Genomic DNA, 22,475 nt, shown 5'->3' with positions numbered 1-22,475 from the left:
ATCCCACCCCGCGGGGTCCCGCGCGCTCAACCGTTGCCATCCTTGAACTCCAGACCCATCTCCGAATAGCGCTCCGCCTCGTCCAGCCAGTTCGGACGCACCTTAACCTGCAGAAACAAATGAACTTTCCGGCCAAGAAAGGTCTCCAGCTCTTCCCGGGAGGCTCTCGAGACCGCCTTGATCGTCTCGCCCTTGTGGCCAAGCACGATGCCCTTGTGTCCGTCGCGCACCACATAGATCAGCTGGTCGATCTTGGCCGAGCCATCCTTGCGCTCCTCCCAGTTCTCCGTTTCGACGGTCAGCTGGTAGGGCAGTTCCTGATGCAGGCGCAGCGTCAGCTTCTCGCGGGTCATCTCGGCGGCGATCATGCGCATCGGCAGATCCGCGATCTGATCTTCGGGGTAGAGCCAGGGCCCCTCGGGCAGGTCCGCCGCAAGCCAGCCGCGCAGCGCATCGACACCATGGCCCTTCTCGGCCGAGATCATGAAGGTCTGTGCGAAGGGGTAGCGCTCGTTCAAGTCCTTGGTCAGGCTCAACAAAACCTCGGACTGCACGCGGTCGATCTTGTTGATGGCCAGCGCGACCCTGCGCCCCTCACCGACATCGGCGAGCCCTTCGAGGATCCGTTCCACACCTTCGGTGACGCCGCGCTGCGCTTCGATAAGCAGCACGATGATGTCCGCATCCGCCGCACCGCCCCAGGCGGCGGCGACCATGGCGCGGTCGAGCCGACGGCGCGGGCGGAACAGGCCGGGCGTGTCCACGAAGACGATCTGCGCCTGACCTTCCATCGCCACACCGCGAATGCGGGCGCGTGTGGTCTGCACCTTGTGGGTCACGATGGAGACCTTGGCGCCCACCATACGGTTGAGCAGGGTGGACTTGCCCGCGTTGGGCTCGCCAATGAGGGCGACGAAACCGGCGCGCGTGCTCATTCCGTTTTCTCCAGCTCTGACAGGAGGTTACCAGCTGCCGCCTGCTCGGCCTGGCGTTTGGACCCGGCCGTCGCCTGGGCCCGTGCGCCGGTTTCCAGCTCGGCGGCAATGGTGAAGACCGGCGCATGGTCGGGGCCCTCGCGCGCCACCTCCACATAGGAGGGCGGCGGCAGCCCTCGTGCCTGCGCCCATTCCTGCAGGGCAGTCTTGGCGTCGCGCGCGTCCTCTTCGACGTTGTGCAGCCGGTCGCCCCAGAGCCGCAGGATAAGCGCCTTGGCGGCATCGAAGCCCGCATCGAGATAGACCGCGGCGAGGACCGCCTCAATGGCATCGCCGAGCAACGCCTGCTTGCGCCGCCCGCCTGACAGCATCTCCGACCGGCCAAGCCGCAGAACGGCGCCGAGGTCGATCTGGCGGGCCACGTCAGCGCAGGTCTCCTTGCGGACCAAGGCATTGAAACGCGGGGCCAATTGCCCTTCGGTGGCGCCCTTGTCGAGGCTGAGCAGCGCTTCGGACATCACCAGGCCCAGCACCCGGTCACCGAGGAACTCCAGCCGCTGGTTGTCATCCCTGTTGGCCGAGGACATCGAGGCATGGGTGACGGCCTGCGCGAGCAATTCGGGACGCGTGAAGCTGTGCCCGAGCCGGTCCTGAAAGGACTTGAGTTCCGCCGAGAGCTTCACTCGACCGCCTTGAAGAACCTGTCACCGCGCCAGGTCCAGAAGAACAGCATCGACCGGCCCGCGGAGGAGAACATGATGCGATCCGCGCGCCCGATCAGGTTTTCGTAAGGCACAAAGCCCACGCCCCGCACCTGTTGGGCCAGGCGGCTGTCGGCGGAGTTGTCGCGGTTGTCGCCCATGAAGAAGTAGTGCCCCTCGGGCACCTGATAGACGCCGGTGCGGTCCGAGGCCTGGGGGTTGATGTCGAGGATCACGTGCTGGACCCCGCCGGGCAGCGTTTCGATCAGGCGGGTCTTCTGGCACACACCGCCGTCGCCCACGGGGCCGTTGCCGCAGCGCGGCCGCCGGCCTTCCGGACCCTGCGGCTCCATGATTTCTTCAAAGATTCCAGCAGGTTCCTGCGGCGCTGCCTGGCCGTTGATATAGACCACGCTGTTGCGCATCTGGACACTGTCGCCGGGCATGCCGATCAGCCGCTTGATGTAGTCGCGCCCCGAGACCGGGTGGCGGAAGACCACCACGTCGCCCCGCTCCGGCTCGCCGCCGAAGAGCCGCGTGTTGTCACCATCGAAGACACCGCAGATGTCCTTGGCGTCGATGTTGATGCCGAAGCGCGGCAGGATCAGGCTGGGACAGGAGGCGTAGGAATAGCCGTAGGCCATCTTGTTCACGAAGAGGAAGTCGCCGACCAGCAGGGTCTCCTTCATGGAGCCGGAGGGAATCCAGAAGGGCTGGAAAAAGATGGTGCGGAAGACACCGGCGATGAGCAGCGCGTAGACGATGGTCTTGATCGTCTCGACCATGGCATTCTGCTGCTTTTCTTCCTTGGCGGCCATCGGGCGCTCCCATGTCTTTGGTTTGCGCCTAAATGCGGGCCGGAGGGGGGCAAGTCAAGGCGGGCCCGCGCAACGTTCGGTGACCCCTTTGCGGCGATTTGCCCGAATCGGCTGTTAATCCCTGATTTGCAGGCAAAACCGACGTCGGTATTGCGTCGGTATCACGTCGGTATTGCGTCGGTGTCCTGTCGGTGCCGCGCCCGGTTAACAGGGCGCGCGGCGGGGTTCGTGACCAAAGCGTTAACGGCGGATCGGCAGCGCCTCAATGACCACGAAGGCCTGCGCCCAGGGGTGATCATCGGTCAGGGTGACGTGGATCACCGCCTCGTGGCCCTCGGGCGTCATTGCGTCGAGGCGGTCCTTGGCCCAGCCCGTCACATGCATCACCGGCTGGCCGGTCTTGAGGTTGCTCACGGACATGTCCTTCCAGGCGATGCCCATGGCCAGGCCGGTGCCGAGCGCCTTGGAACAGGCCTCCTTCGCGGCCCAGCGTTTGGCATAAGTGCCCGCCACGTCGCGGCGGCGTTCCGCCTTGCGCTGCTCCACCTCCGTGAAGACGCGGTTGCGGAAGCGGTCGCCGAAGCGGTCGAGCGTGCCTGCGATGCGCTCGATATTCGCAAGATCGGTGCCGATGCCGAGGATCATGGGATGCTGCCTTTCTATCCGCCCGCCGCGAAGAGCGGAAAACTGACGCCGAGGGCCCAGGCCAGAAGCAGGCCGAGACCGAGGCCTGCGCTCGTGGCGCCGCTGCGCTGTGCGACCCAGCGGCCCATCAGGCCAAAGACGATATAGAACAAAACGATCACCGGCGCGATCAGGATCAGGAAGAAGAGCCCGCTGAAATCGAGCGTCACCGCAAGGGCGAGCGAGCCCAGAAACGCGGCGCGGGCGGTCATCCGCTGCCAGAGCGGGCCGTGGCCCGCGCCCGAGAGCAGCGCGTCCGCCAGCATGAAGGGTACGGTGCCCACGCAGAGCGCCGCGATGATCCAGAGCCGGCCGCCGTTGGGCACGAAGTTCGCACCATAGCGGTCAAGCGCGAGGCCAAAGGCGCCGAGGCCCCAGACAAGGATCAACAGCAGCGCCGCCAGCGACAGCCCGCCCGGGCGCAGGCCGAACCGCCAGAGCAGCAGCAGTTGCAGCGCCCCCAGCAGGGCGAGGTGCAGCGCGAGGTAGTCGGCGACCAGCACGGGCAGCACGGCGATGTCCAGCGGCACGGCGATAAGCGGTGCTGCGATGGCGGGAAGCAGCGCCACCGCGAGGAACCGCACAGGGCGCAGCGGTGCTGCGGGCACGGCGTGGTGCGGCAGCGCGCGGGCCAGCGTCGGCGTCAGGGCGACGATGCCCGCCAGCAGGCCGATCAGCCCCCAGCCGGTCGCCGGGATCTGGGTGGGCGCCGCGCGGCCATAGCTGTCGTTCAGCCAGTCGACCGCCGCCTGCCGCGCCACGACGCTTTGCAGAATGCTGACGTGGTCGCTGCGCGGGGCGATGACGGCGGCGCGGCGGGTGTCGGACGCGGTGTCCGCCACCGTGCGGCGGGCGAAATCGGTGAGGCCCGGCTCCCAGGCGCCGGTGATCAGGATCAGATCGGGCGGCGCCTGCGGCGTGATCTCGCGCGAGAAGGCGGAGAGCAGGACAAGCGGGCCGGTGCCCTCGGTCTCGGCGGCGACGCGCACCAGCACATCGGTGGCCATGGAGTGCCCCAGCAGGGCCGTGGGCGTGTCGGTGCGGGTGGCCTCGATCACCGCCTTGGTCTGATCGACGAGGCGCCGGGTGGTGCCGTCCTCGGCGGTGACATCGCCGGACATCGGCCGGGTATGGGCGCCATGGCCGAGGAAGTCGAAGGTATAGGCGGTGTAGCCGGCGCGGGCGAGGTCGAGGGCATAGCCCTGCATCATCTCGCGCGACCCCGCAAAGCCGTGGGCGATGACGACAACGGGGCCGGGCGCAGCGCCGCTGTAGCGGGTCACCGGCGTGTCGCCGATCGCGAGGTGGGTCACGTCGATGCCGCGGCGCGCGCCCTCCAGCTGCCACAGGCTGAGCAGGATCAGCGCCAGGGCGGCGAGTGCGGTCAGCCTATGGCGCAGGGTGTCAGTCAGCCCGGGCCTCATCCATCAGGCGGCGCATCTCGTGGATCGCCGGCTCCAGCCCGAGGAAGATGCTTTCGCCAATGAGGAAGTGGCCGATGTTGAGCTCGCGCACCTCCGGGAAGGCGGCGATGGGCATGACGGTGTCATAGGTCAGCCCGTGGCCCGCGTGCACCTCGAGACCCAGCGAGTGGGCGAAGGCGGACATCTCGCGCAGCGCTTCGAGCTCTTCGTGGTGGGTGTCCAGTTCGCCATCGGCATAGGCGTCGCAATACGCGCCCGTATGCAGCTCGATCACCTCGGCGCCGATGCGGTGCGCCGCTTCGATCTGGCGTTTGTCGGCGGCGATGAAGATCGACACGCGGCAGCCCGCATCGCGCAGGGGGGCGATGAAATGCGCCAGGCGGTTTTCATCGCGGGCGACGTCGAGCCCGCCTTCGGTGGTTCGCTCCTCGCGCTTTTCGGGCACGATGCAGACCGCGTGCGGCTTGTGGCGCAGGGCGATCTGCTGCATCTCGTCGGTGGCGGCCATCTCGAAATTGAGCGGCACGCTGAGCACCTCCATCAGCCCTTCGATATCGGCATCCGAGATATGGCGGCGGTCCTCGCGCAGATGCGCGGTGATGCCGTCGGCGCCCGCCTTCTCCGCCAGCCGTGCGGCGCGCAGCGGGTCCGGGTAGGCGCCGCCGCGGGCGTTGCGCACGGTGGCGACGTGATCAATGTTGACGCCGAGGCGCAGGTGTTCGTGATTGGCCATGGCTGACCCCCCATTTGTCCGTGCTGCCGGCCGCAGCACCCATTAGTCCCCGGTTGGATGTTCCGCTTTGCGTTTTGCGTCTGCTTTTGCAGCAGCCTTGGCCTTGAGGGCGTCGAATTTGTTTTTGATCATACCCTTACGGCGCGTCTGGTAAACCCGAATGACGGGCACCGAGAGGTAATAGCACAAAGTCGCAAAGAAGATACCGGGCAGAATGCCGCCCACGAGATAGGGGAAGAAGATCTCGTCATAGAACACCGCAAGGCGCGTCCAGTCGGCGCGGGCGTCGGTGAAGATGGCGATGAAGTTGTCCTTCAGATCCGCCGCCGCATCGGCGAATTTGCCGACGAAGGAGCGGTGCATCCGCTCGTCCACGTGATCACCCAGCAGCCAGTGCCCGGTGGAGAGCGCGGCCACGCCGATGGGCACATATGTCAAAGGGTTGCCGAAGAAGGTGCCCATGAGCGAGGCGATCACGTTGCCGCGCAGCACGAAGGCGAGGCCCGCGGCGATGAAGAAGTGAAACCCGTAGAACGGCGTGAAGGCGGCGAAGACCCCGGCCCAGATGCCGCGCGCAATGCGTTCGGGGCTGTCTGGCAGCCGGCGCATGCGGTGCTTGACGTAGTGGAACGCACGCGCCCAGCCCCCGCGCGGCCAGAGAAACTCTGCCAGGGTGCGGGGCCAGCTTTTCGGATCGCGGCGTTTGAAGACCAACGGGCGGGGTTCCTTTTCCAGCGTAACGTCGGGGGTCCGCTCCCGCGCAGACCACCTCGAAAATGTGACCAATCAATGACCGGGACGCGGCGTCAGGCGGGTGTTTCCACGGACCCCTGCGCCAAGTTGCGGGCGCGCGTGATCGCGGCCACATCGCTTTCGGCTTCGAGGGTCAGCATCAACGAGTGCAAATGCGCGACGTCCCTGAGTTCGACATAGATCAGAAGACGGTAAAAGTCAGGTTTCCTATCAATAAATTGCAAGTCTGAAATATTTGCCCGGGTCTCCCCGATCAAGGTGCAAATGCGGCCCAGGGTGCCCGCGTCATTGTTGAGCGTGACATCCAGCGTGGTGCCGTAGACCGCTGAATGCGGCCCCTCGTGCCAGCGCAGGTCGAGCCAGCGGTCGGGCTGGTCTTCATAGGCGCTCATCCGGTCGCAGTCGATGGCGTGCACCACCACGCCGCGGCCCCGATGGGTGATGCCGACGATGCGTTCGCCCGGCAGCGGCTGGCAGCAGAAGGCGCGCTCGAAGGATTGCCCGGGGGTGAGGCCGATCACGGCGCGGCCCGCATCAACCTTGTCGCCGGATTTGGGTGTGAGGTCGGGGTAGACCGCCTGCACCACTTCGCGGCCGGTGATCTCGGCGCTGCCGAGGCGGGCGAGCAGGTCGTCGCGGTTCTTGAACCGCATGTGGCGCGCGGCGGTGCTGAGCGCCTTGTCGGTGGCCTTGCGGCCCATCTGTTCGAAGGCGGAGCGGGCGAGTTCGCGGCCCAGTTTCACAAAGCGCGCGCGGTCCTCGTCGCGCAGGGCGCGGCGGATGGCGGAGCGCGCCTTGCCGGTGGTGGCGATGTCGAGCCAGGTGGCCTGCGGGCTCTGCCCTTCGGCGGTGATGATCTCGACGTTCTGGCCGTTCTTCAGCCGCGTCCAGAGCGGCACGCGCATGTGATCGACCTTGGCGCCCACGCAGGCGGTGCCGATCCGGGTGTGGATGGCGAAGGCGAAATCAATAGGTGTGGCGCCCCGGGGCAGTTTGACCACCTCGCCCTTGGGCGTGAAGCAGAAGACCTGGTCGGAGTACATCTCGAGCTTGACCGCCTCGAGGAAATCCTCGTGGTCCTCTTCGGCATCGAATTGCTCGGAGAGTTGCGTGATCCACTTGGCAGGATCGACCGCAAAGGGGTTCTGGCTGCGCACCCCGTCGCGGTAGGACCAATGTGCCGCCACGCCGGTCTCGGCCACATCGTGCATCTGGGTGGTGCGGATCTGCACTTCGACGCGCTTGCCGTCGCGCCCCGACACGGTGGTGTGGATCGAGCGGTAGCCGTTGGACTTGGGCTGGCTGATGTAGTCCTTGAACCGGCCCGGCACCGCGCGCCAGCGCTGGTGGATCGCGCCCAGCGCGCGGTAGCAGTCTTCCTCGGTGTGGGTGATGATGCGAAACCCGTAGATGTCGGAGAGGCGCGAGAAGGTCTGCTCCTTCTCCTGCATCTTGCGCCAGATCGAATAGGGTTTCTTGGCGCGGCCAAAGACCTCCGCATCCACCCCGCCCTTGTCGAGCTCCAGCCGCATGTCACCGGTGATGCGCTGGATCACATCCCCGGTCTCGCGCTGCAGATTGATGAAGCGGCGGATGATGCTGGCGCGGCCTTCGGGGTTGAGCACGCGGAAGGCGAGGTCTTCCAGTTCCTCACGCATCCACTGCATCCCCATGCGGCCCGCGAGCGGTGCGAAGATTTCCATCGTCTCGCGCGCCTTCTGGGCCTGTTTCTCGGGGCGCATCGCCTTGATCGTGCGCATGTTGTGCAGCCGGTCGGAAAGCTTGACCAGGATCACGCGCAGATCCTTGGACATCGCCATGAAGAGCTTGCGGAAATTCTCGGCCTGTTTCGTCTCGGTCGAATTGAGCTGCAGGTTGGTGAGCTTGGTCACCCCGTCGACCAGTTCGGCCACCTCGACTCCGAAGCGGGTGGCGACCTCCTGATAGGAGGCCTTGGTGTCCTCGATGGTGTCATGCAGCAGGGCGGTGATGATCGTCGCATCGTCGAGCTGCTGCTCGGTCAGGATCGCGGCGACGGCGACGGGATGGCTGAAATAGGGCTCGCCCGAATGGCGGGTCTGGCCCTCGTGCATCGCGCGGCCATAGTCGTAGGCCGCGCGGATCAGGGCTTCGTTCGTCTTGGGGTTGTACTTGGTGACGAGGGTGACCAGATCGTCGGCGGTGATTTCGATCTGGTCCAGGGTGGTCGTCATTCCTCAGCCTCTCGGGCCGGGGCGAGCTGTGCTCAGCTCTGCCCTTGCGCTGCCATCAACTGCCGCAGGAGCATCTCTTCGGACATGCTGTCCTCTTCGGGCTTGTCCTGCTCGGCGCCCATGAGGAGGGCCATGGCGTCCTCTTCCGGCTCGTCGACCTCGATCTGGTTCTGGTTGCTCTCGATCAGACGCTCGCGCAGCTCATCCGCGCTCTGGGTCTCATCCGCGATTTCGCGCAGCGAGACGACCGGGTTCTTGTCGTTGTCGCGGTTCACGGTGATCGCAGCGCCCGAGGAGATTTCGCGCGCCCGATGCGCAGCGAGCATCACCAGTTCGAACCGGTTGGGAACTTTATCGACGCAATCTTCGACGGTGACGCGGGCCATGGAACACTCCATTGATCTGGGAATAGGTCAGAAGTGCCTTCATTAGGCCCCTTTGGCCTGATTTACAAGCGTCTATTGCGGGGTATCGGCTTTGCCGCGAGGGCCGGCAGATATCGCCCTGTGCCCCGCACGCCGGCGCCGGGCCGGAGGTGCGATCTGAACCCGACCTGCGAAATGCTGCGCCACCTGCGAATGTCCCCAAGTGCCATGAAAGCGGACAGGAGGCGGACTGGGGCGCCTCGAAGAACGTCACGGCACAAAACAACGGCTCGAAGGACGCAGCTGGGGGCGCGTTCCCTGTTTCAGAAGCCTTAGCAGGGTCAGGGTTGCCCGGTGAAGTTGGCATGAGCCATCTAGAGAATGCCAATTCCTTGATCCGAGAGGAGGACCGTTGAGGGATGCGGCACAGGGGAGCACCCACCTCTCTTCCGAGGGGCTCGGTTTGCAACGGGTGTTTGACAAAAGCGCTGCGTCAGCCCGGGATCCCCTTTGCAAGAGAGTTTATCGTTGGCGAGATCATGGTCCGTTCGAAATCTGTGGCCCTTGTCAGCTGGCTGTCGCCCACATCCTTCAAACCTGCGGCTTTTGATGTGCGCATCTATTCGCGCAGCAATTCCCTTTGCAAATGATGATCCGCCGCCTGAAGCAGCTCAAATGCGTCAAAGCGTGTTTGGTGCATTTTTGCGGTCCTCCCCCCGGTCGGCGTGAAACGCGCCTCGATCGAAGACATTTGTCCCATTGCTTCTGTGAGAGTGGCAAACTGCCGTGACGCGACAGCGCCGAGGATCGCTGCGCCAAGCAGCACGGGCTCAGCCGAGGTTGTGGACAGAATTGGAACGCCGCTGGCATCGGCGAGCATCTGTTTTATCGCCGCGCTGCGCCCCGCGCCGCCGCTGATCACGATGGCCTGAGGCCGGACGCCCTGGCCGGCCTGCGCCTGCATGATCTGGCGGAGGCCGTAGCCAATGCCCGTCACCCCGGCGACATAGGTGGCGATCAGATCGTCGACATCGGTGCGCAATGTGAGCCCCGCGATCACCGCGGTCGCCTCGGGGTTCGCAAATGGTGCGCGGTTGCCGAGGAAATCCGGGACGATCAGTTTGCGCCCGGCGAGTTTGACGGCGTCGCTCATGCGCGGGCTGCGGCGGGTCACCTCTTCCAACAGGTAGTCCTGCAAGGAGAGGCCCGCCTTGCTGGCCTGCGCCTGCGCAACGCCCTTGGCCGGGTGGGTGGAAATCAGATGTGCGATTGCCTCACCCGCCGCAGACTGTCCGCCCTCGGACAGCCACAGCCCCGGCACCATCGCCGAGTAATAGGGACCCCACACGCCCGGCACCTTGTGCGGTTCCTTGGAGCTTGCCATCGTGCAGGCCGAGGTGCCGAAGACGTAGGCCATGGTCGCCTCCGGCCCGGCCTCCGAATCAGCGCCGACCGTGCCGATCCCGCCTGCATGGGCGTCTATCAGGGCGGCGGCCACCGGAGTGCCGGGGATCAAGCCCATTTCGGTCGCGGCCCTGGCCGTCAGCCCGTTGTCCACTGCTGTCCCCGGCGGCACGATGTGTCGGCCGACGCGGGCAAACCCCTCTGCCGCGATGTCGCCCAGCCCGATCCGGCTGAAGTAGCTGTCATCCCACCGATCTTCATGCGCGAGGTAGGTCCATTTGCAGGTCACTGTGCAGGCCGAGCGGGTCAGCGAGCCGGTCGCCGCCCATGTCAGAAAGTCCGGCAGGTCGAAAAACTGCCCTGCCGCGTCGAAACTGTCGGGCAGATTCTCCTTGATCCATAGCAGTTTGGGCGTTTGCATCTCGGGCGAGATACGCCCGCCCACATAATCGAGCACGGGATGGCCCGTGGCGTTTATGCGCTCGGCCTGGCCCTTGGCGCGGTGATCCATCCAGACGATGACATTGCGTTCGGCCGCACCGGTGTCACTGATGCTCAGAGGGCGCATGTCACGGTCCACGACGACCATGGAACAGGCGGCATCAAAGCCAAGGCCCTTGATCTCCTCAGGCGCCAGACCCGCTTGGGCGACCGCCTCTTTTACGCACGTGCAAACAGCCGACCAGATATCATCGGAGGATTGTTCGGCGATCTCCCCGTCGCGCCACATCCGGATGTCCTGGGCGTGGCTGGCGAGCAGCGCACCGCTTGCATCAAACACACCGGCGCGCGCGCTGCCGGTGCCCACATCGACCCCAACGAAGGCCGTCATAGGTCCACTGCGTTCGGCAGGAGAACAAGGTCACGGATTGTGACATTGGAGGGTCGTGTGAGCATGAAGACGACGCAATCGGCGACCTCCTGGGGTTGCATCAGGCTGCCCTCAGCCAGGGCTTGTTCCATCTTTGCCTTGGGCCAGTCGTCCAGAAGCGCCGTCACCACAGGCCCGGGCAGAATTGCGCCAACCCGGACGCCGTGTGCCGACATCTGGCGCCGCACCGTGTGCGTAAACGCCTGCACCGCATGTTTCGAGGCGGTGTAGATCGGCTCCCAGACGACAGGTATCACACCCGCGATGGAACTGGTCAGGATCACGTCGCCCGAACCTTGTTTGGCCATGTGCGGCAGGACCGACTGGACCGAGCGAAAGGCGGCGTTGATGTTGAGGTTCAACATCTGGTCCCAGACGTCGGGGTCCGCCTCGAGCACATCACCGCCGACATATGCGCCCGCATTGGCGTGAAACACGTCGAGCCGCCCGGCCTTGTCGAGAATCGTGGGCAGCATCTGTGCGACGCTGTCTTTGTCCATCACATCGGTGACGATCGGCAGGGCTGCGTCGCCCAGATCAGCGCAGACCTGGTCAAGCGCCTCTTTGTCCCGGTCCACGAGAGCCACCCGTGCCTTTGCGTCGATGCAAGCGCGCGCACAGGCCAGTCCGATGCCCGATGCCGCGCCGGTGATGGCCACGACCTTGCCCGCCAAATCCGCCATACCTGGTCCCCCCTAGATCAAACCGTATTGCTCTGCCTTGCCGCGCAAAAAGGGCAGGCCCTCGCCCACAACCTGCTCGGCACTTTTCGCCACGGGGCGCCAGACCGAGAGGCCATGGGCGATCTCGGGTGGCATGTTGATGAAGCTTTCCATCGCCAGCCCCCCTTGGAACCCAATGGCGGCGAGTGCCACGAAGATCTCATCCCAATCGCAGGTGCCCGCGCCCGGCGTGCCGCGGTCGGACTCCGACAGGTGGATGTAGCGCAGGTGGTCGCGGCCTGCCAGGATCCCGTTGCCTGCGCCTTTCTCCTCGATATTCATGTGGTAGGTGTCGAGATGCAGAAACATGTTTTCCGCTCCGATCCGCTCGATCATCGCGACGCCTTGGGCGGCTGTGTTGATGAGATGGGTCTCGTAGCGGTTGACCGGCTCGATCCCGAAGGCGAGGCCCGCATCTGCTGCAATCCGTGCGGTCTGCTCAAGCGCCCGGGTCACGTTATCAAGCTCCGCGTCCGTCGGCGGCAGCCCGCTGCGCTCCCCTATGCCGCCATAGGTGACGCCCGTCAGTGCGGTCGCACCAAGACCGGCGGTTTTTTCGACCGCGAGCCGCAGGAACTCAACGGCACCGTCGGGGTTGCGGGAGGCCCAGACCGCCTCGGGCAGGCCAAGCGAGCAGACCGCGGGCAATTCCGCCTCTTCGAGCAGCCGCCGCCCAAGCGTGGCATCTGTCGAGGCGGGGTCGAGCAGTGCAATCTCGATGAAATCCATCCCTGAGGCCCTGGCAGCGGCAATCGCGCGCGCGGCGCCCTGCGCGTCCCACGACATGGTCCACATGCTGGTATGAACGCCGAACCCCTTCATATGCTGGAATATCCCCCCTCGATCATCATCACGGCCCCGTTGACAAGGTCAGAGGCCGGAGACGCAAGATAGAGCGCCATGTCCGCGATCTCGACCGGGTCGCCGAAGCGTCCCAAGGGGGTTTTTGCAATCATCGGATCACGTTTTTCGGGAGCGGACCAAAGCGCCTTGCCCATGTCGGTCAGCACCACCGTGGGGCAAATGGCGTTGACCTGCACGTTGTGCGGCGCGGCTTCGGTCATCAGGGATTTGGTCAGGGCGTTCAGCCCGCCCTTTGACGTTGCATAGGCTGCGTGATCTTCCAGCGCGATCACACCTGTCTGGGACGAAATGTTGATGATCTTGCCCGACCGCCGCGCCATCATGCCCGGAAGCAGGGCTTTGGACAGGACAAAGGGGGCTGTCAGGTTGACGGCCATGGTGCGCTGCCAATCGGCCAGGTCGTAGTCGACAACCGGACCGGTCAGCGCGATGCCCGCGGAGTTCACAAGGATGTCGATTTGTCCGAAGTCAGCCAGCGACCGTGCCGCCACGGCCTCCGTCTCGCCCGGATCCGCCAGATCACCGGTGATCGCCGCAAAGCGACGCCCGGATGCCTGCACCGTTTGACCAAGCGCCGCGAGCCGGCCCTTGTCGCGGCCATGCGCGGCAATATCCGCGCCCGCGTCGGCGAAGACCTCTGCGATGGCCGTGCCTATCCCCGACGACGCCCCGGTGATCAGCGCGGTCTTGCCCGCGAGACTGAACCGTTTTTCCCAGCCCATAGCTTACTCCAGATTGGTGTGTTTGGCGCGCATGACCTCGGGTGCGACCCCGAGATGGTCGCGCAGGTCGAGGACCAATACTTCGAAGAACAAGAACATGAGCGCTTCGTAAAGCGAGCCCATGGGCAAGATGGATGTGGCCTGCGCGTCCGAGGCCATGGTTTGCGCGGGCAGATGCACCGCAAGGTCCGCCAGCCTTGGGACCGCGCCATCTGGCTCCGCGGTGACGCAAATCACCCGTGCGCCAGCGCTCCGCGCCACGCCAGCAAGTGCTGCGATGGTCGAAAAATGACCCGGTCCGGCGCTCAGCAGGAGGACGTCGCCGGACCCGACGGCCGGTGTGGTCATATCGCCCACCACATGCGCATCACAACCGAGGTGATAGAGCCGCATGGCAAGCGCCTTCATCATCAGCCCTTCGCGCCCGACACCGTGGCAGACAATGCGTCCCGCTCCGGCGAGCGCCTCGATCAGCGCCGGTATCTGCGCCAGCACGTCCTCTGACAGGCCAGGCCGCAACTCTGACAGGATCTGATCCGCGCGGCTCATGTCAGCTTGATCTGGATTTTGACGTCCGTGGGGCGGGCTTCCACCGCACGGTCGAACGCTTCGATACTGTCCTCAAACGCAAAGGTCTCCGAGATCAGGGGTTTCAGATCCACCTTGCCCGAGGCCAGAAGCGCTATCGCGCGGTCATACATATTGGCGTAGCGAAAGACAGTCTCCATGCGGATTTCCTTGGATTGGGCCAGCACGATGTCGACGGGGACAGGGTCCACGGGCATCCCGACCCAGACGACGCAGCCCGCCGGTGCCACGACCTCGAGGGCCGTCTGGATCGACGCTGCGGCACCGGCGCATTCGAACACCACATCGGCCCCCCAGCCCTCGGTCGCCTCCCGCACAAGCGCCGCCGGGTCATCGCGCGAGATCAACACCGGTTCGATGTTGTCATAGCCGGCGGCGATGGCAAGCTTGGCCTCGACGAGGTCCGCGATGAACACCTTGGCACAGCCGCCCGCGAGGGCTGCCAACGCAACCATGATGCCGATGGGGCCGGCACCGGTGACAAAGGCCACATCACCGGGCCTGATCCCGGCGCGCGCCGCCGCTTGCATGCCTATGGCAAAGGGTTCGACCATCGCCCCTTCGGCAAAGCTGACGTGATCGGGGATTGCATAGGTGAAGGCTGCGGGGTGCACCACGGACGGCGTGAGGCAGCCGTGAACAGGCGGAGTGGCCCAGAACCGCACGTCCGGGTCCACGTTGTAGACCCCAAGCTTGGCGGCCTTTGAGGCGGCGTTGGGGATGCCCGGCTCCATACACACCCGATCCCCGACCTTCAGGTGGCGTACATCCGCACCGATCTCGGCCACGACGCCCGCGGCCTCATGCCCCAGAACCATGGGTTCGTTCACGACAAAGGGCCCGATCTTGCCATGGGTGTAATAGTGCACGTCGCTGCCACAGACCCCGACCGTGTCGACGGTTATTCTCACATCGCCCGGACCCATGTCTTCGGACAGGTCGATGTCGCGCAACGCCAGTTTGCGCGCCTCTTCAAGAACCAGTGCTTTTGCCATCGTGTCCTCCCAAACTAAACCGCCGGCTCGACCAGGGCGCGTGCGGTGTTTTCATCCGTCACCAAAGTGTTCACGAATCCGCGCTTTAGCGCCGCGCGGATGATCGGCACCTTGTGCAAGCCGCCCGCGGCGAGGATGACGTTTTTGATCTGCGCCATTTCTTCCAGCGTCAGGCCAATCACCTGCTCGTTGATCGGGTGGTCGATCAGGGCGCCGTCGGCATTCAGAACATGCCCGGTGATGTCGCCAACGCCGCCACGCGCGATCAACTCTGCCGGGTCCACGTCACGCGGCAGCGCATCCCGCACCAAAAGCGAGCTTTCAAGGTTGCCCGTTGCCAGCGCAATTGCATCGCAGGACGAGATCTTCCGAAGCATCTCGCGAATGACGTCTTGCTGCATGAACATCGCCTGACTGTCTCGGCTGCCTGCATAGAGCGGCGCGGGGAAGAGGCTGTGCTGGGCGTTGCAGAGGTCTGCAAGACGGGTGGTGATTTCGTACCCGTTCACGTCGGAGCCGCGCGAGATACCGCCCATAATCGAAACGATCTCGAGATCCGGGCGATCCAGCGACTGCATGTGGCGGGTCGCGAGATTGAGCGTATTGCCCCAAGACATGCCAAAGCGCATGATCTGCGGGTCCTGCAACAGCTCACCCAGATGCGCCCCAAGCCCCGCCGCCACAAGCGCCGTGACGGAGCTGTCCTTTTCCGGCGAGGGCACAACGACGGCGCGCGCCAGGCCGAACGCGGATTGCACCTCCCACTCAAGCTGGGCGGCGGCGGCGTAGACGGAATCAACGCTGACGCGAATGATCCCCCGCCGGCGGGCTTCGTTAAGGCCTTTGTTGACCCGAAGCCGAGTGATCCCAAACCGCTCCGCCGCATCCGCCTGGGTCATCCCCTCGACCTCGCACGCCCATGCCAATCGGACCAGCAACTGTTCCTCCGGGTCGATTTGTTCAAGTTTGACATAGCGCGACATCGGCAGGCCCTTCAGCGGTTCCAACCGTGGCGGGTAGGCCGTGAAAGACGCATCGGGCAAGCGTTCATTTCACGGCCCCCATGGTCAGCCCCCGGACCAATTGCTTCGATGCAATCAGCGCGAAAATCAGCACGGGGATCACTATCAGCGTCGAGGTGGCCATGATCTTGCCGTAGGGCAGATTGTAGCCCTCCATGAATGATACGGCCATCGCGGGGGCGGTCTTGGCCTCCGTGCGCGTCAGGATCAGCCCGAACATCAGCTCGTTCCATGAAAAAATGAAGGAAAAGATCGCCGAGACCGCGACGCCGGGCATCGCCAACGGCAGGCAGATCTTTCGCATGATCGTGAACTGCGACGCCCCTTCCAGACGGGCGGCCTCGTCCAGATCGTAGGGAATGCCGCGGAACTGATCTGTGACGATCCAGATCACGATGGGCAGGTTGAAGGTGAGGTAAATCAGGATCAGCGTGATGTGCTTGTCGAGCATCCCGAGATTGCGCGCGATCAGGAAGAACGGCAGGGCCAGCACGATGGGTGACACCATCCGGTTGGTGATGAACCAGAACCACAGGTCCTTCTTGCCCCGAAACTCGAACCGGGCCAGCGCGAAGGCGGCAGGCACGCCAAGGATCAGCGCGAGCAGTGTCGTACTGACCGCGACCACCAGCGAGTTGATCAGGGTGCGCAGCACGCCATCCTCGAACAACGCCTCGCGATAATTGTCGAGGGTCGGCTCAAACAGCCAGACCGGCGGGGCTTCGAGAGCCACGATCTGGGTTTTCAGCGATGTCGTGACCATCCAGTAGAACGGAAAGACACAGACGGTGATGATCACCCCAAGCAAGGCGATCTGCGTCCACATTGACCGGGTCGATGTCATGGCTCAGACCTCCTTGTAGAAGACGCGGATATAGATCTGCGCGAGGATGATGGTGATGATCAGCAGGATGATCGCCTGGGCCGAGGCGAGGCCCTGGTCAAAGCCGCGGAAACCGACCCGCTGGATCATCAGGGAGATAAATTCCGTTGAGGACCCCGGCCCGCCGCGTGTCAGCGTGAAGACCATGTCAAAGAGCTTCAACGTGTCGGCGGTGCGCAGGATCAGGACCGCCACGAGGCCCGGCAGCAGGAAGGGCAGCTGCACATAGCGCAGCACCGTCCACTTGGATTTTGTCTCCAGCCGCGCGGCCTCTTCGACTTCTCCGGGCACCATCGTGAGGCCTGCCAGCAGGACCAGCGCCACGAAGGGTGTCCATTGCCAGACGTCCCAGAAGATGATCATCGCAAAGGCGTTCTCGGGATCACCGATCCAGTTGATATCGGCGCCGCCCAGCAACTGGTTCACAACGCCGAATTTCTGGTTGAACATCACCTGCCCGAGCAGGCCCACAACGGCGTAGGTCGTGGCCATGGGCAGCACGAGTGACAGGCGGCACAGCGTCTTGATCAGCGTCAGGCCGGGCTGATGCAGCACAAGCGCAATGATCAGTCCAAGTGCGAGCTGCAACGGCAATGCGGTGCCAAGCAGAAAGAACGTGCGCCCCATCGCCTGCCAGAACACCTCATCCGTCAGAACGGTCCAGTAATTCTCAAGCCCGATGAATTCGACGCGCTTCAGTTTTGTCAGATTGTAGAAGTGCAGAGAGGTCCAAACCGCATAGAGCAATGGCGCGATGCCAACCAGCGCAAGGCCGATGACCGCAGGCCCAATAAACGCAAAAATGGTTTTGCGGGATACCTGTCCGCGCATGTCATGTCCTCCCTGCTCCCCAGGTTCGGGGTCCGGAGGCGGCGTTGCCCGCCCCCGGTGATCTTGGTGCTTTTATTGGGCGAGTGGTTTGTCGCCGGAGTAGTAGCCTGCGTCCTCCAGCACCTCTTCCATGCGGCTGCCGATTTCCTGCGCACCTTCCTCGGTGGTGACCTCACCCAACATCATCTTGGTGCCCCACTCCTGCACGATCTCGGTGATCTCGGGCCATTCGGCAAAGCGGGGGCGGAATTCCGGCACACCGTCCTGCCAGCTTTCGACCAAGGCGGGCACGAATTTGAAGTCTTCCAAACCATCCTGCTGGTAGACCGACTGACGGGCGGGAACGCCACCGCGCTCAAGATACTCGCGCGCGTTTGCCTTGGAGGTCGCCCATTGGATGAACAGATAGGCGGCTGCTTGTTCCGCATCGTCAGCCTGTGACGCCACAGCAAGGGAGAACCCGCCGAGCGCCGGCTTACGACCCGCCGGGCCCATCGGCTCGGGCGCGATCTCAACGCAATCGGCCACTTTCGAGGTCTCGGGCGAGACGACCGACGAGTAGAAGGCGGACCATTCGGTGATGATTGCCACGTCGCCCTGGCTGAAGGCGTTTACAGTTTCGGCATGGTCATACGCCACGATGCCATCGGGCATGTACTGCATGAGGTCCTGACGGAACTGAAGGCCCGCCTGGCTTTCGTCGCTCAACAGGTTCGATCGGAAGTTCTCATCCAGGAACGAACCGCCGAAGGGCCACAGGACGCGGGCGAAGCTGTCCGCAGACTGCGTTTCATTCCGCTTGGACTGCAGCGCGAAGGCGTATTTGCCGTCTTTGGTCAGGGCCGGTCCGTACACATCCTTGAGCTCCTCCCACGTGGATGGCGGGCCGTCAAAACCGGCGTCTTCCAGCATGCACCTGTTGTAGAACATCAGGCCGGAGTAATTGTCGAACGGCAGACCATAGATCGTGTCGTTCCAGCCGCCAAAGGCGTTCAGCACCAGCGGGAAGAAGTCGTCGATATCCAGATCGGGGTCGACGATATCAGGGAACTTTGCCTGCACGTCCGCCAAGGGCAGGATCCAGTCGTTTTCGGCAAAGTTGCCGATCCAGACGAGGTCGATCAGCGCCACATCAAGGTCGCCGCCCGCAACAAAGTCGCGGACCTGCTCGCCCAGCGCGTTTTCGTAAGGGTGCTTGATGATGTTGATCTTGATGCCCGTCTCTTCCTCAAAGGCAGGCAGCATCGCTTCGATCGCTTCGTAACCGGGACGCAGCAGGAAGACGACATCGACAGTTGTGCCTGCGTAAGGCTTCGCTGCCTCCGCAAGGCTCCAGCCATGGCCGTCCGCAAGGGCCCCGGTGGCCATCGCGCTCGTGATGGCGGTGGCGCCAAGTAGGTTCCGTAGAGTTTTCATAGGTGTCGTTCCTCCCAGTAGTGGATTGCGAGCTATTACCTTTGCATCGCTCATCATACAAAAGTAACTTTTGAACTTGAAAGTCAATACATTTGTTCGTACGAAGTTACAAACGTATCGAAGCCGTTGTTTTAGGCGGATTTGGGGAGGACGCCACGATGGCAGGAATAAAGATTGAAAATCTGAATAAATTTTATGGAAATGTGCAGGCCCTGTTCGACGTCGACCTGGAGATCGAGGATGGCGAATTCGTCGTCTTTGTTGGCCCGTCGGGCTGCGGGAAATCAACACTTCTGCGCACGCTCGCGGGCTTGGAAGGTGTCGATTCGGGTCAGATCATGATCGACGGTCGCGATGTCACCACCGCCGAACCGGCGGACCGGGACCTTGCGATGGTGTTCCAGTCCTATGCGCTCTATCCCCACATGTCGGTCCGCGAGAACATGGACTTTGGCATGAAGGTCAACGGCTTCGATCCGAAAAAACGCGATGACCGCATTGCGGAGGCGGCCCGGATCCTGCAGCTTGAAGATTACCTCGACCGCAAGCCGGGCCAGCTGTCCGGTGGCCAGCGACAGCGCGTCGCCATCGGACGCGCAATCGTGAAGAACCCGAAAGTGTTCCTCTTTGACGAACCCCTGTCCAATCTCGATGCAAAGCTGCGTGTGCAGATGCGAGTGGAGCTTGAGGGGCTGCACAAACAGCTTGCGGCGACCATGATCTACGTGACCCACGATCAAGTGGAAGCGATGACCATGGCCGATAAAATCGTCGTTTTGAATGCGGGTCGGGTCGAGCAGGTCGGCACGCCCATGGAGCTCTATCACAAACCGAACTCGCGGTTTGTTGCGGAGTTCATAGGATCACCCGCAATGAATGTGTTCGCGCCGGGCGCGGAGATGGCCACTCTCCCTCTGACCCGCGACGCGGCCTACGTGGGATGTCGACCCGAACATCTGGAGCTCCGCGCCAGCGGACAGGGGCACACGGACGCGACCGTGAAGGTCAAAGAGCAGCTTGGCGGCGAGAGTCTCCTGTACTTGGAGACAAGCAGCGGGCAGGAGATCATTGCGCGTGTACCCGGAGAGGATGAGACATCTGTCGGTGAGGCGGTGGGGTTGCACATCCCCGACAACCGTCTTCACCAGTTCGACGCCGCCGGTCACGCGATTTAAATGGTCAGTCCCGTGCATCCGCGTCGGGCCAACCTCTCGTCTGAGGATGCTGCGACGTTTGCCGGCATCGTCAGCGCAGCCAAACTCGTTATTTTCGACTTTGACGGCGTGATTGCGGATAGCGAGGTGATCTCTCTCTCGACGCTCAAAAGCGCACTTCATCAATTTGGAGTGAAATTGTCGCTTGAAGAGACGCGCAAGACCTTTCTGGGCACGTCACTGAAAACCATTACGAGCCATGTCGCCGAACATGGAACAGGGAATTCGGAGAATTTCCCTGACATATGGGAGAGCGAGCTTTTTGCACGGTTTGCCGGTGAGTTGCAGCCGGTCCCGCATGTTTTCGATCTGATCAGCCGGTTGGAGCAAAATCAGATGCCGTTCTGCATTGCCTCAAGCAGCACATTCAAGCGATTGAATGCTGCCTTGAAGGCCATGGACGTGGCCGACCGGTTTCACCACGTGTTCAGCGCAGAGCAGGTGTCCCGCGGCAAGCCGGCGCCTGACCTGTTCGAGTTCGCCGCGTCGAAAATGCAAGTCGATCCGGAAGATTGTCTTGTCATCGAGGACTCGCCTCATGGTATCCGAGCGGCAAGGTCCGCCAGGATGCGCGCCGTGGGATTTACCGGCGGCTGCCACCTGGACACCTTGCAAAACGAGCACGGCGATGTGCTGTGCAATGCGGGTGCCGAAATGGTTTTGCGCTCCTTCGGGGACTTTGCGAAGCTGGATATGATCGGGTGGCGGGCTGTATCGAATACGGCCGCCGGCAGTTAGGACGCACGGACGATGAGTTACCTCGGGATTGACCTCGGCACATCGGGCCTGCGGGCATTGCTCCTGTCTGAAGACGGCGCCGTCATCGGCGTGGCCGAGCAATCCTACACATCGCAACACGCCCGGCCCGGCTGGAGCGAACAGGACCCGGCGCAATGGACAGATGCGCTGGATGCAGCGGCGTCTGACCTGCGGTCGCGGTTTCCGGCCTTTGCAGACCTGAAGGGCGTCGGCGTCGCGGGCCACATGCATGGCGCAACGCTTATTGACCCTGCAGGCACGGTGATCCGCCCCTGTATTCTTTGGAACGACACACGGTCGCATGCCGAGGCAAAGTACTTGGACCAGTGCGACCACGTGCGCGCGATGTCATGCAATATCGTTTTTCCGGGCTTCACAGCCCCAAAACTTCTCTGGGTCAAACATCATGAACCCGAGAACTTTGCGCGGGTCGCCAAAGTCTTGCTGCCTGCCGCGTTTCTCGGCTTTTATCTCACGGGGGATTTTGTCGCCGATATGTCCGACAGCGCGGGAACGTCCTGGCTTGATGTACGGGCGCGCGACTGGTCGCCAGAGCTTCTCGCGGCAGGCGACATGCGCGCAGACCAGATGCCCAGACTGGTTGAGGGTTCGCACGCCGCTGGGACCCTGCGCCCTGAGATTGCTAAACGCTGGGGCGTCGGCGAGGACGCGATCGTTGCAGCGGGCGCAGGCGACAACGCGGCCGCCGCCTGCGGCATCGGCGCACTTAATGACGGCGAGGCGTTTCTGTCTCTCGGCACGTCGGGCGTGCTGCTGGCAGCGCGCGACACCTGCCGTCCGGCACCTGCTTCGGCGCTCCACACGTTTTGCCACGCCGTGCCGGATCGCTGGTACCAGATGGGGGTCATGCTATCGGCCACGGACAGCTTGAACTGGCTGGCCTCTATCACAGGATCATCGGCCCCCGCGTTGACGCAGGCGTTGGGAGACGACCTGCGCCCGCCAGGAGGCACGATGTTCCTGCCCTACCTTTCAGGTGAACGCACACCGCACAACGACGCCGACATCCGCGGGAGCTTCACGGGTCTGGCCGTTGGAACCGACGTCGCAGACTTGACCCGGGCGGTGCTTGAAGGCGTGGCCTTTGGCCTGCGCGACTCCTTGGAAGCATTCGAGGCAACAGGCACAGAGCTGACACGGCTGATTGCAATCGGCGGCGGAGCGCAATCAACCTATTGGCTGAAGCTGATCGCGACAGTCCTGAACGTGACCCTGGAGCGCCCCAGGGACGGAGAGTTCGGCGCAGCAATGGGGGCCGCGCGCCTTGCGGTCATGGCACGTACGGGAGCCGCATCGGAGGATGTGCTCGTCAAACCCGAAATCTCCGAGGCGATTGCGCCGGTTCAGGATGTGAAAGACCAATTCGACGCGGCCTACGAGACGTTCAAAGCCGCGTATCCAAAGATCAAATCAGCACAGAGCGCCAATCGCGGCACGACATAGCGGTGTCTTACACTTTTGTTCGCTGTTGCCAGCGGCTCCCGCCCTCTTCAGCTTGCTCCGCTCTGAGCCATCACGGTTTTCCACAGCTGCGCCT

Annotated in this window: 22 protein-coding genes; 3 read left to right on the top strand and 19 right to left on the bottom strand. The window is 63.5% G+C overall.

Annotated features, from left to right (window positions below; all coding sequences use genetic code 11):
* Window positions 1-26: 26 nt before the first annotated feature.
* The 19 genes from era to Q1A71_RS18855 form a co-directional block, all read right to left on the bottom strand.
* Entirely contained in the window at window positions 27-935 is a 909-nt protein-coding gene (era, locus tag Q1A71_RS18945; protein ID WP_299680157.1) for a GTPase Era, read from the bottom strand.
* The gene (gene rnc / locus Q1A71_RS18940; protein ID WP_299680154.1) at window positions 932-1,618 is read right to left on the bottom strand and encodes a ribonuclease III; all 687 of its coding nucleotides are present in this window, start codon (window positions 1,616-1,618) and stop codon (window positions 932-934) included. The genes era and rnc overlap by 4 nt, the downstream gene beginning before the upstream one ends.
* A complete protein-coding gene (gene lepB / locus Q1A71_RS18935; protein WP_299680151.1) occupies window positions 1,615-2,454 on the bottom strand; it encodes a signal peptidase I in 840 nt (279 codons plus the stop codon). Before lepB ends, rnc begins: the two co-directional genes overlap by 4 nt.
* 240 nt (window positions 2,455-2,694) lie before the next feature.
* A complete protein-coding gene (acpS, locus tag Q1A71_RS18930; RefSeq protein WP_299680148.1) occupies window positions 2,695-3,099 on the bottom strand; it encodes a holo-ACP synthase in 405 nt (134 codons plus the stop codon).
* 14 nt (window positions 3,100-3,113) lie between these two features.
* Entirely contained in the window at window positions 3,114-4,562 is a 1,449-nt protein-coding gene (locus tag Q1A71_RS18925) for an alpha/beta fold hydrolase (protein WP_299680145.1), read from the bottom strand.
* On the bottom strand, window positions 4,543-5,295 hold the full coding sequence (locus tag Q1A71_RS18920; protein ID WP_299680142.1) for a pyridoxine 5'-phosphate synthase: 753 nt from the start codon (window positions 5,293-5,295) through the stop codon (window positions 4,543-4,545). The genes Q1A71_RS18925 and Q1A71_RS18920 overlap by 20 nt, the downstream gene beginning before the upstream one ends.
* Window positions 5,296-5,337: 42 nt before the next feature.
* Window positions 5,338-6,009, bottom strand: a complete 672-nt coding sequence (locus Q1A71_RS18915; protein ID WP_299680139.1) for a DUF2062 domain-containing protein — start codon at window positions 6,007-6,009, stop codon at window positions 5,338-5,340.
* Window positions 6,010-6,101: 92 nt separating this feature from the next.
* The gene (locus tag Q1A71_RS18910; protein ID WP_299680136.1) at window positions 6,102-8,261 is read right to left on the bottom strand and encodes a bifunctional (p)ppGpp synthetase/guanosine-3',5'-bis(diphosphate) 3'-pyrophosphohydrolase; all 2,160 of its coding nucleotides are present in this window, start codon (window positions 8,259-8,261) and stop codon (window positions 6,102-6,104) included.
* A 32-nt stretch (window positions 8,262-8,293) separates the two neighbouring features.
* Entirely contained in the window at window positions 8,294-8,647 is a 354-nt protein-coding gene (gene rpoZ / locus Q1A71_RS18905; RefSeq protein WP_195819676.1) for a DNA-directed RNA polymerase subunit omega, read from the bottom strand.
* 598 nt (window positions 8,648-9,245) lie between these two features.
* The gene (locus tag Q1A71_RS18900) at window positions 9,246-10,862 is read right to left on the bottom strand and encodes an FGGY-family carbohydrate kinase (RefSeq protein ID WP_299680128.1); all 1,617 of its coding nucleotides are present in this window, start codon (window positions 10,860-10,862) and stop codon (window positions 9,246-9,248) included.
* Window positions 10,859-11,584 carry an SDR family oxidoreductase gene (locus tag Q1A71_RS18895; protein WP_299680125.1) on the bottom strand — a complete coding sequence of 242 codons (726 nt, stop codon included), beginning with the start codon at window positions 11,582-11,584 and terminating at the stop codon, window positions 10,859-10,861. Before Q1A71_RS18895 ends, Q1A71_RS18900 begins: the two co-directional genes overlap by 4 nt.
* Before the next feature lie 12 nt (window positions 11,585-11,596).
* On the bottom strand, window positions 11,597-12,445 hold the full coding sequence (locus Q1A71_RS18890) for a sugar phosphate isomerase/epimerase family protein (RefSeq protein WP_299680122.1): 849 nt from the start codon (window positions 12,443-12,445) through the stop codon (window positions 11,597-11,599).
* Entirely contained in the window at window positions 12,442-13,209 is a 768-nt protein-coding gene (locus Q1A71_RS18885; RefSeq protein ID WP_299680119.1) for a glucose 1-dehydrogenase, read from the bottom strand. The genes Q1A71_RS18890 and Q1A71_RS18885 overlap by 4 nt, the downstream gene beginning before the upstream one ends.
* Window positions 13,210-13,212: 3 nt before the next feature.
* A complete protein-coding gene (locus tag Q1A71_RS18880; protein ID WP_299680117.1) occupies window positions 13,213-13,758 on the bottom strand; it encodes an SIS domain-containing protein in 546 nt (181 codons plus the stop codon).
* Complete coding sequence (locus tag Q1A71_RS18875; RefSeq protein WP_299680114.1) at window positions 13,755-14,792, bottom strand: NAD(P)-dependent alcohol dehydrogenase; 1,038 nt, start codon at window positions 14,790-14,792, stop codon at window positions 13,755-13,757. The genes Q1A71_RS18880 and Q1A71_RS18875 overlap by 4 nt, the downstream gene beginning before the upstream one ends.
* A gap of 14 nt (window positions 14,793-14,806) precedes the next feature.
* A complete protein-coding gene (locus tag Q1A71_RS18870) occupies window positions 14,807-15,775 on the bottom strand; it encodes a sugar-binding domain-containing protein (protein WP_299680110.1) in 969 nt (322 codons plus the stop codon).
* A gap of 64 nt (window positions 15,776-15,839) precedes the next feature.
* On the bottom strand, window positions 15,840-16,658 hold the full coding sequence (locus Q1A71_RS18865; RefSeq protein WP_299680107.1) for a carbohydrate ABC transporter permease: 819 nt from the start codon (window positions 16,656-16,658) through the stop codon (window positions 15,840-15,842).
* A 3-nt stretch (window positions 16,659-16,661) separates the two neighbouring features.
* A complete protein-coding gene (locus Q1A71_RS18860) occupies window positions 16,662-17,528 on the bottom strand; it encodes a sugar ABC transporter permease (protein ID WP_299680104.1) in 867 nt (288 codons plus the stop codon).
* 72 nt (window positions 17,529-17,600) lie between these two features.
* Window positions 17,601-18,944, bottom strand: coding sequence for a sugar ABC transporter substrate-binding protein (locus Q1A71_RS18855; RefSeq protein ID WP_299680101.1), 1,344 nt, complete (start codon window positions 18,942-18,944; stop codon window positions 17,601-17,603).
* Between the two features lie 158 nt (window positions 18,945-19,102).
* Here Q1A71_RS18855 and ugpC point away from each other — a divergent pair, with 158 nt between their 5' ends.
* The 3 genes from ugpC to xylB are packed head-to-tail and all read left to right on the top strand — an operon-like array spanning window position 19,103 to window position 22,381.
* Window positions 19,103-20,119, top strand: a complete 1,017-nt coding sequence (gene ugpC / locus Q1A71_RS18850; protein ID WP_299680098.1) for a sn-glycerol-3-phosphate ABC transporter ATP-binding protein UgpC — start codon at window positions 19,103-19,105, stop codon at window positions 20,117-20,119.
* The gene (locus Q1A71_RS18845; protein WP_299680095.1) at window positions 20,120-20,896 is read left to right on the top strand and encodes an HAD family phosphatase; all 777 of its coding nucleotides are present in this window, start codon (window positions 20,120-20,122) and stop codon (window positions 20,894-20,896) included. It begins immediately after the preceding gene.
* A gap of 12 nt (window positions 20,897-20,908) precedes the next feature.
* On the top strand, window positions 20,909-22,381 hold the full coding sequence (xylB, locus tag Q1A71_RS18840; protein ID WP_299680093.1) for a xylulokinase: 1,473 nt from the start codon (window positions 20,909-20,911) through the stop codon (window positions 22,379-22,381).
* Window positions 22,382-22,475 lie beyond the last annotated feature (94 nt).

The organism is uncultured Roseobacter sp. (assembly GCF_947493125.1).
In the GTDB taxonomy this organism is placed as follows: Bacteria; Pseudomonadota; Alphaproteobacteria; order Rhodobacterales; family Rhodobacteraceae; genus Roseobacter.
Note: the sequence above shows the minus strand (reverse complement) of the source record. Positions and strands in the feature narration are given on the sequence as shown.

Excerpts from the sequence above, each read along its gene's own strand:
- Q1A71_RS18870 (WP_299680110.1), bottom strand. The coding sequence starts at position 15,775 with ATGTCGCGCTATGTCAAACTTGAACAAATCGACCCGGAGGAACAGTTG.
- Q1A71_RS18855 (WP_299680101.1), bottom strand. The coding sequence starts at position 18,944 with ATGAAAACTCTACGGAACCTACTTGGCGCCACCGCCATCACGAGCGCG.
- Q1A71_RS18895 (WP_299680125.1), bottom strand. The coding sequence starts at position 11,584 with ATGGCGGATTTGGCGGGCAAGGTCGTGGCCATCACCGGCGCGGCATCG.
- Q1A71_RS18845 (WP_299680095.1), top strand. The coding sequence starts at position 20,120 with ATGGTCAGTCCCGTGCATCCGCGTCGGGCCAACCTCTCGTCTGAGGAT.
- Q1A71_RS18900 (WP_299680128.1), bottom strand. The coding sequence starts at position 10,862 with ATGACGGCCTTCGTTGGGGTCGATGTGGGCACCGGCAGCGCGCGCGCC.
- ugpC (WP_299680098.1), top strand. The coding sequence starts at position 19,103 with ATGGCAGGAATAAAGATTGAAAATCTGAATAAATTTTATGGAAATGTG.
- Q1A71_RS18865 (WP_299680107.1), bottom strand. The coding sequence starts at position 16,658 with ATGACATCGACCCGGTCAATGTGGACGCAGATCGCCTTGCTTGGGGTG.
- Q1A71_RS18920 (WP_299680142.1), bottom strand. The coding sequence starts at position 5,295 with ATGGCCAATCACGAACACCTGCGCCTCGGCGTCAACATTGATCACGTC.
- Q1A71_RS18885 (WP_299680119.1), bottom strand. The coding sequence starts at position 13,209 with ATGGGCTGGGAAAAACGGTTCAGTCTCGCGGGCAAGACCGCGCTGATC.
- rpoZ (WP_195819676.1), bottom strand. The coding sequence starts at position 8,647 with ATGGCCCGCGTCACCGTCGAAGATTGCGTCGATAAAGTTCCCAACCGG.
- Q1A71_RS18925 (WP_299680145.1), bottom strand. The coding sequence starts at position 4,562 with ATGAGGCCCGGGCTGACTGACACCCTGCGCCATAGGCTGACCGCACTC.
- Q1A71_RS18860 (WP_299680104.1), bottom strand. The coding sequence starts at position 17,528 with ATGCGCGGACAGGTATCCCGCAAAACCATTTTTGCGTTTATTGGGCCT.
- Q1A71_RS18890 (WP_299680122.1), bottom strand. The coding sequence starts at position 12,445 with ATGAAGGGGTTCGGCGTTCATACCAGCATGTGGACCATGTCGTGGGAC.
- lepB (WP_299680151.1), bottom strand. The coding sequence starts at position 2,454 with ATGGCCGCCAAGGAAGAAAAGCAGCAGAATGCCATGGTCGAGACGATC.
- xylB (WP_299680093.1), top strand. The coding sequence starts at position 20,909 with ATGAGTTACCTCGGGATTGACCTCGGCACATCGGGCCTGCGGGCATTG.
- Q1A71_RS18910 (WP_299680136.1), bottom strand. The coding sequence starts at position 8,261 with ATGACGACCACCCTGGACCAGATCGAAATCACCGCCGACGATCTGGTC.
- Q1A71_RS18875 (WP_299680114.1), bottom strand. The coding sequence starts at position 14,792 with ATGGCAAAAGCACTGGTTCTTGAAGAGGCGCGCAAACTGGCGTTGCGC.
- Q1A71_RS18880 (WP_299680117.1), bottom strand. The coding sequence starts at position 13,758 with ATGAGCCGCGCGGATCAGATCCTGTCAGAGTTGCGGCCTGGCCTGTCA.
- acpS (WP_299680148.1), bottom strand. The coding sequence starts at position 3,099 with ATGATCCTCGGCATCGGCACCGATCTTGCGAATATCGAGCGCATCGCA.
- era (WP_299680157.1), bottom strand. The coding sequence starts at position 935 with ATGAGCACGCGCGCCGGTTTCGTCGCCCTCATTGGCGAGCCCAACGCG.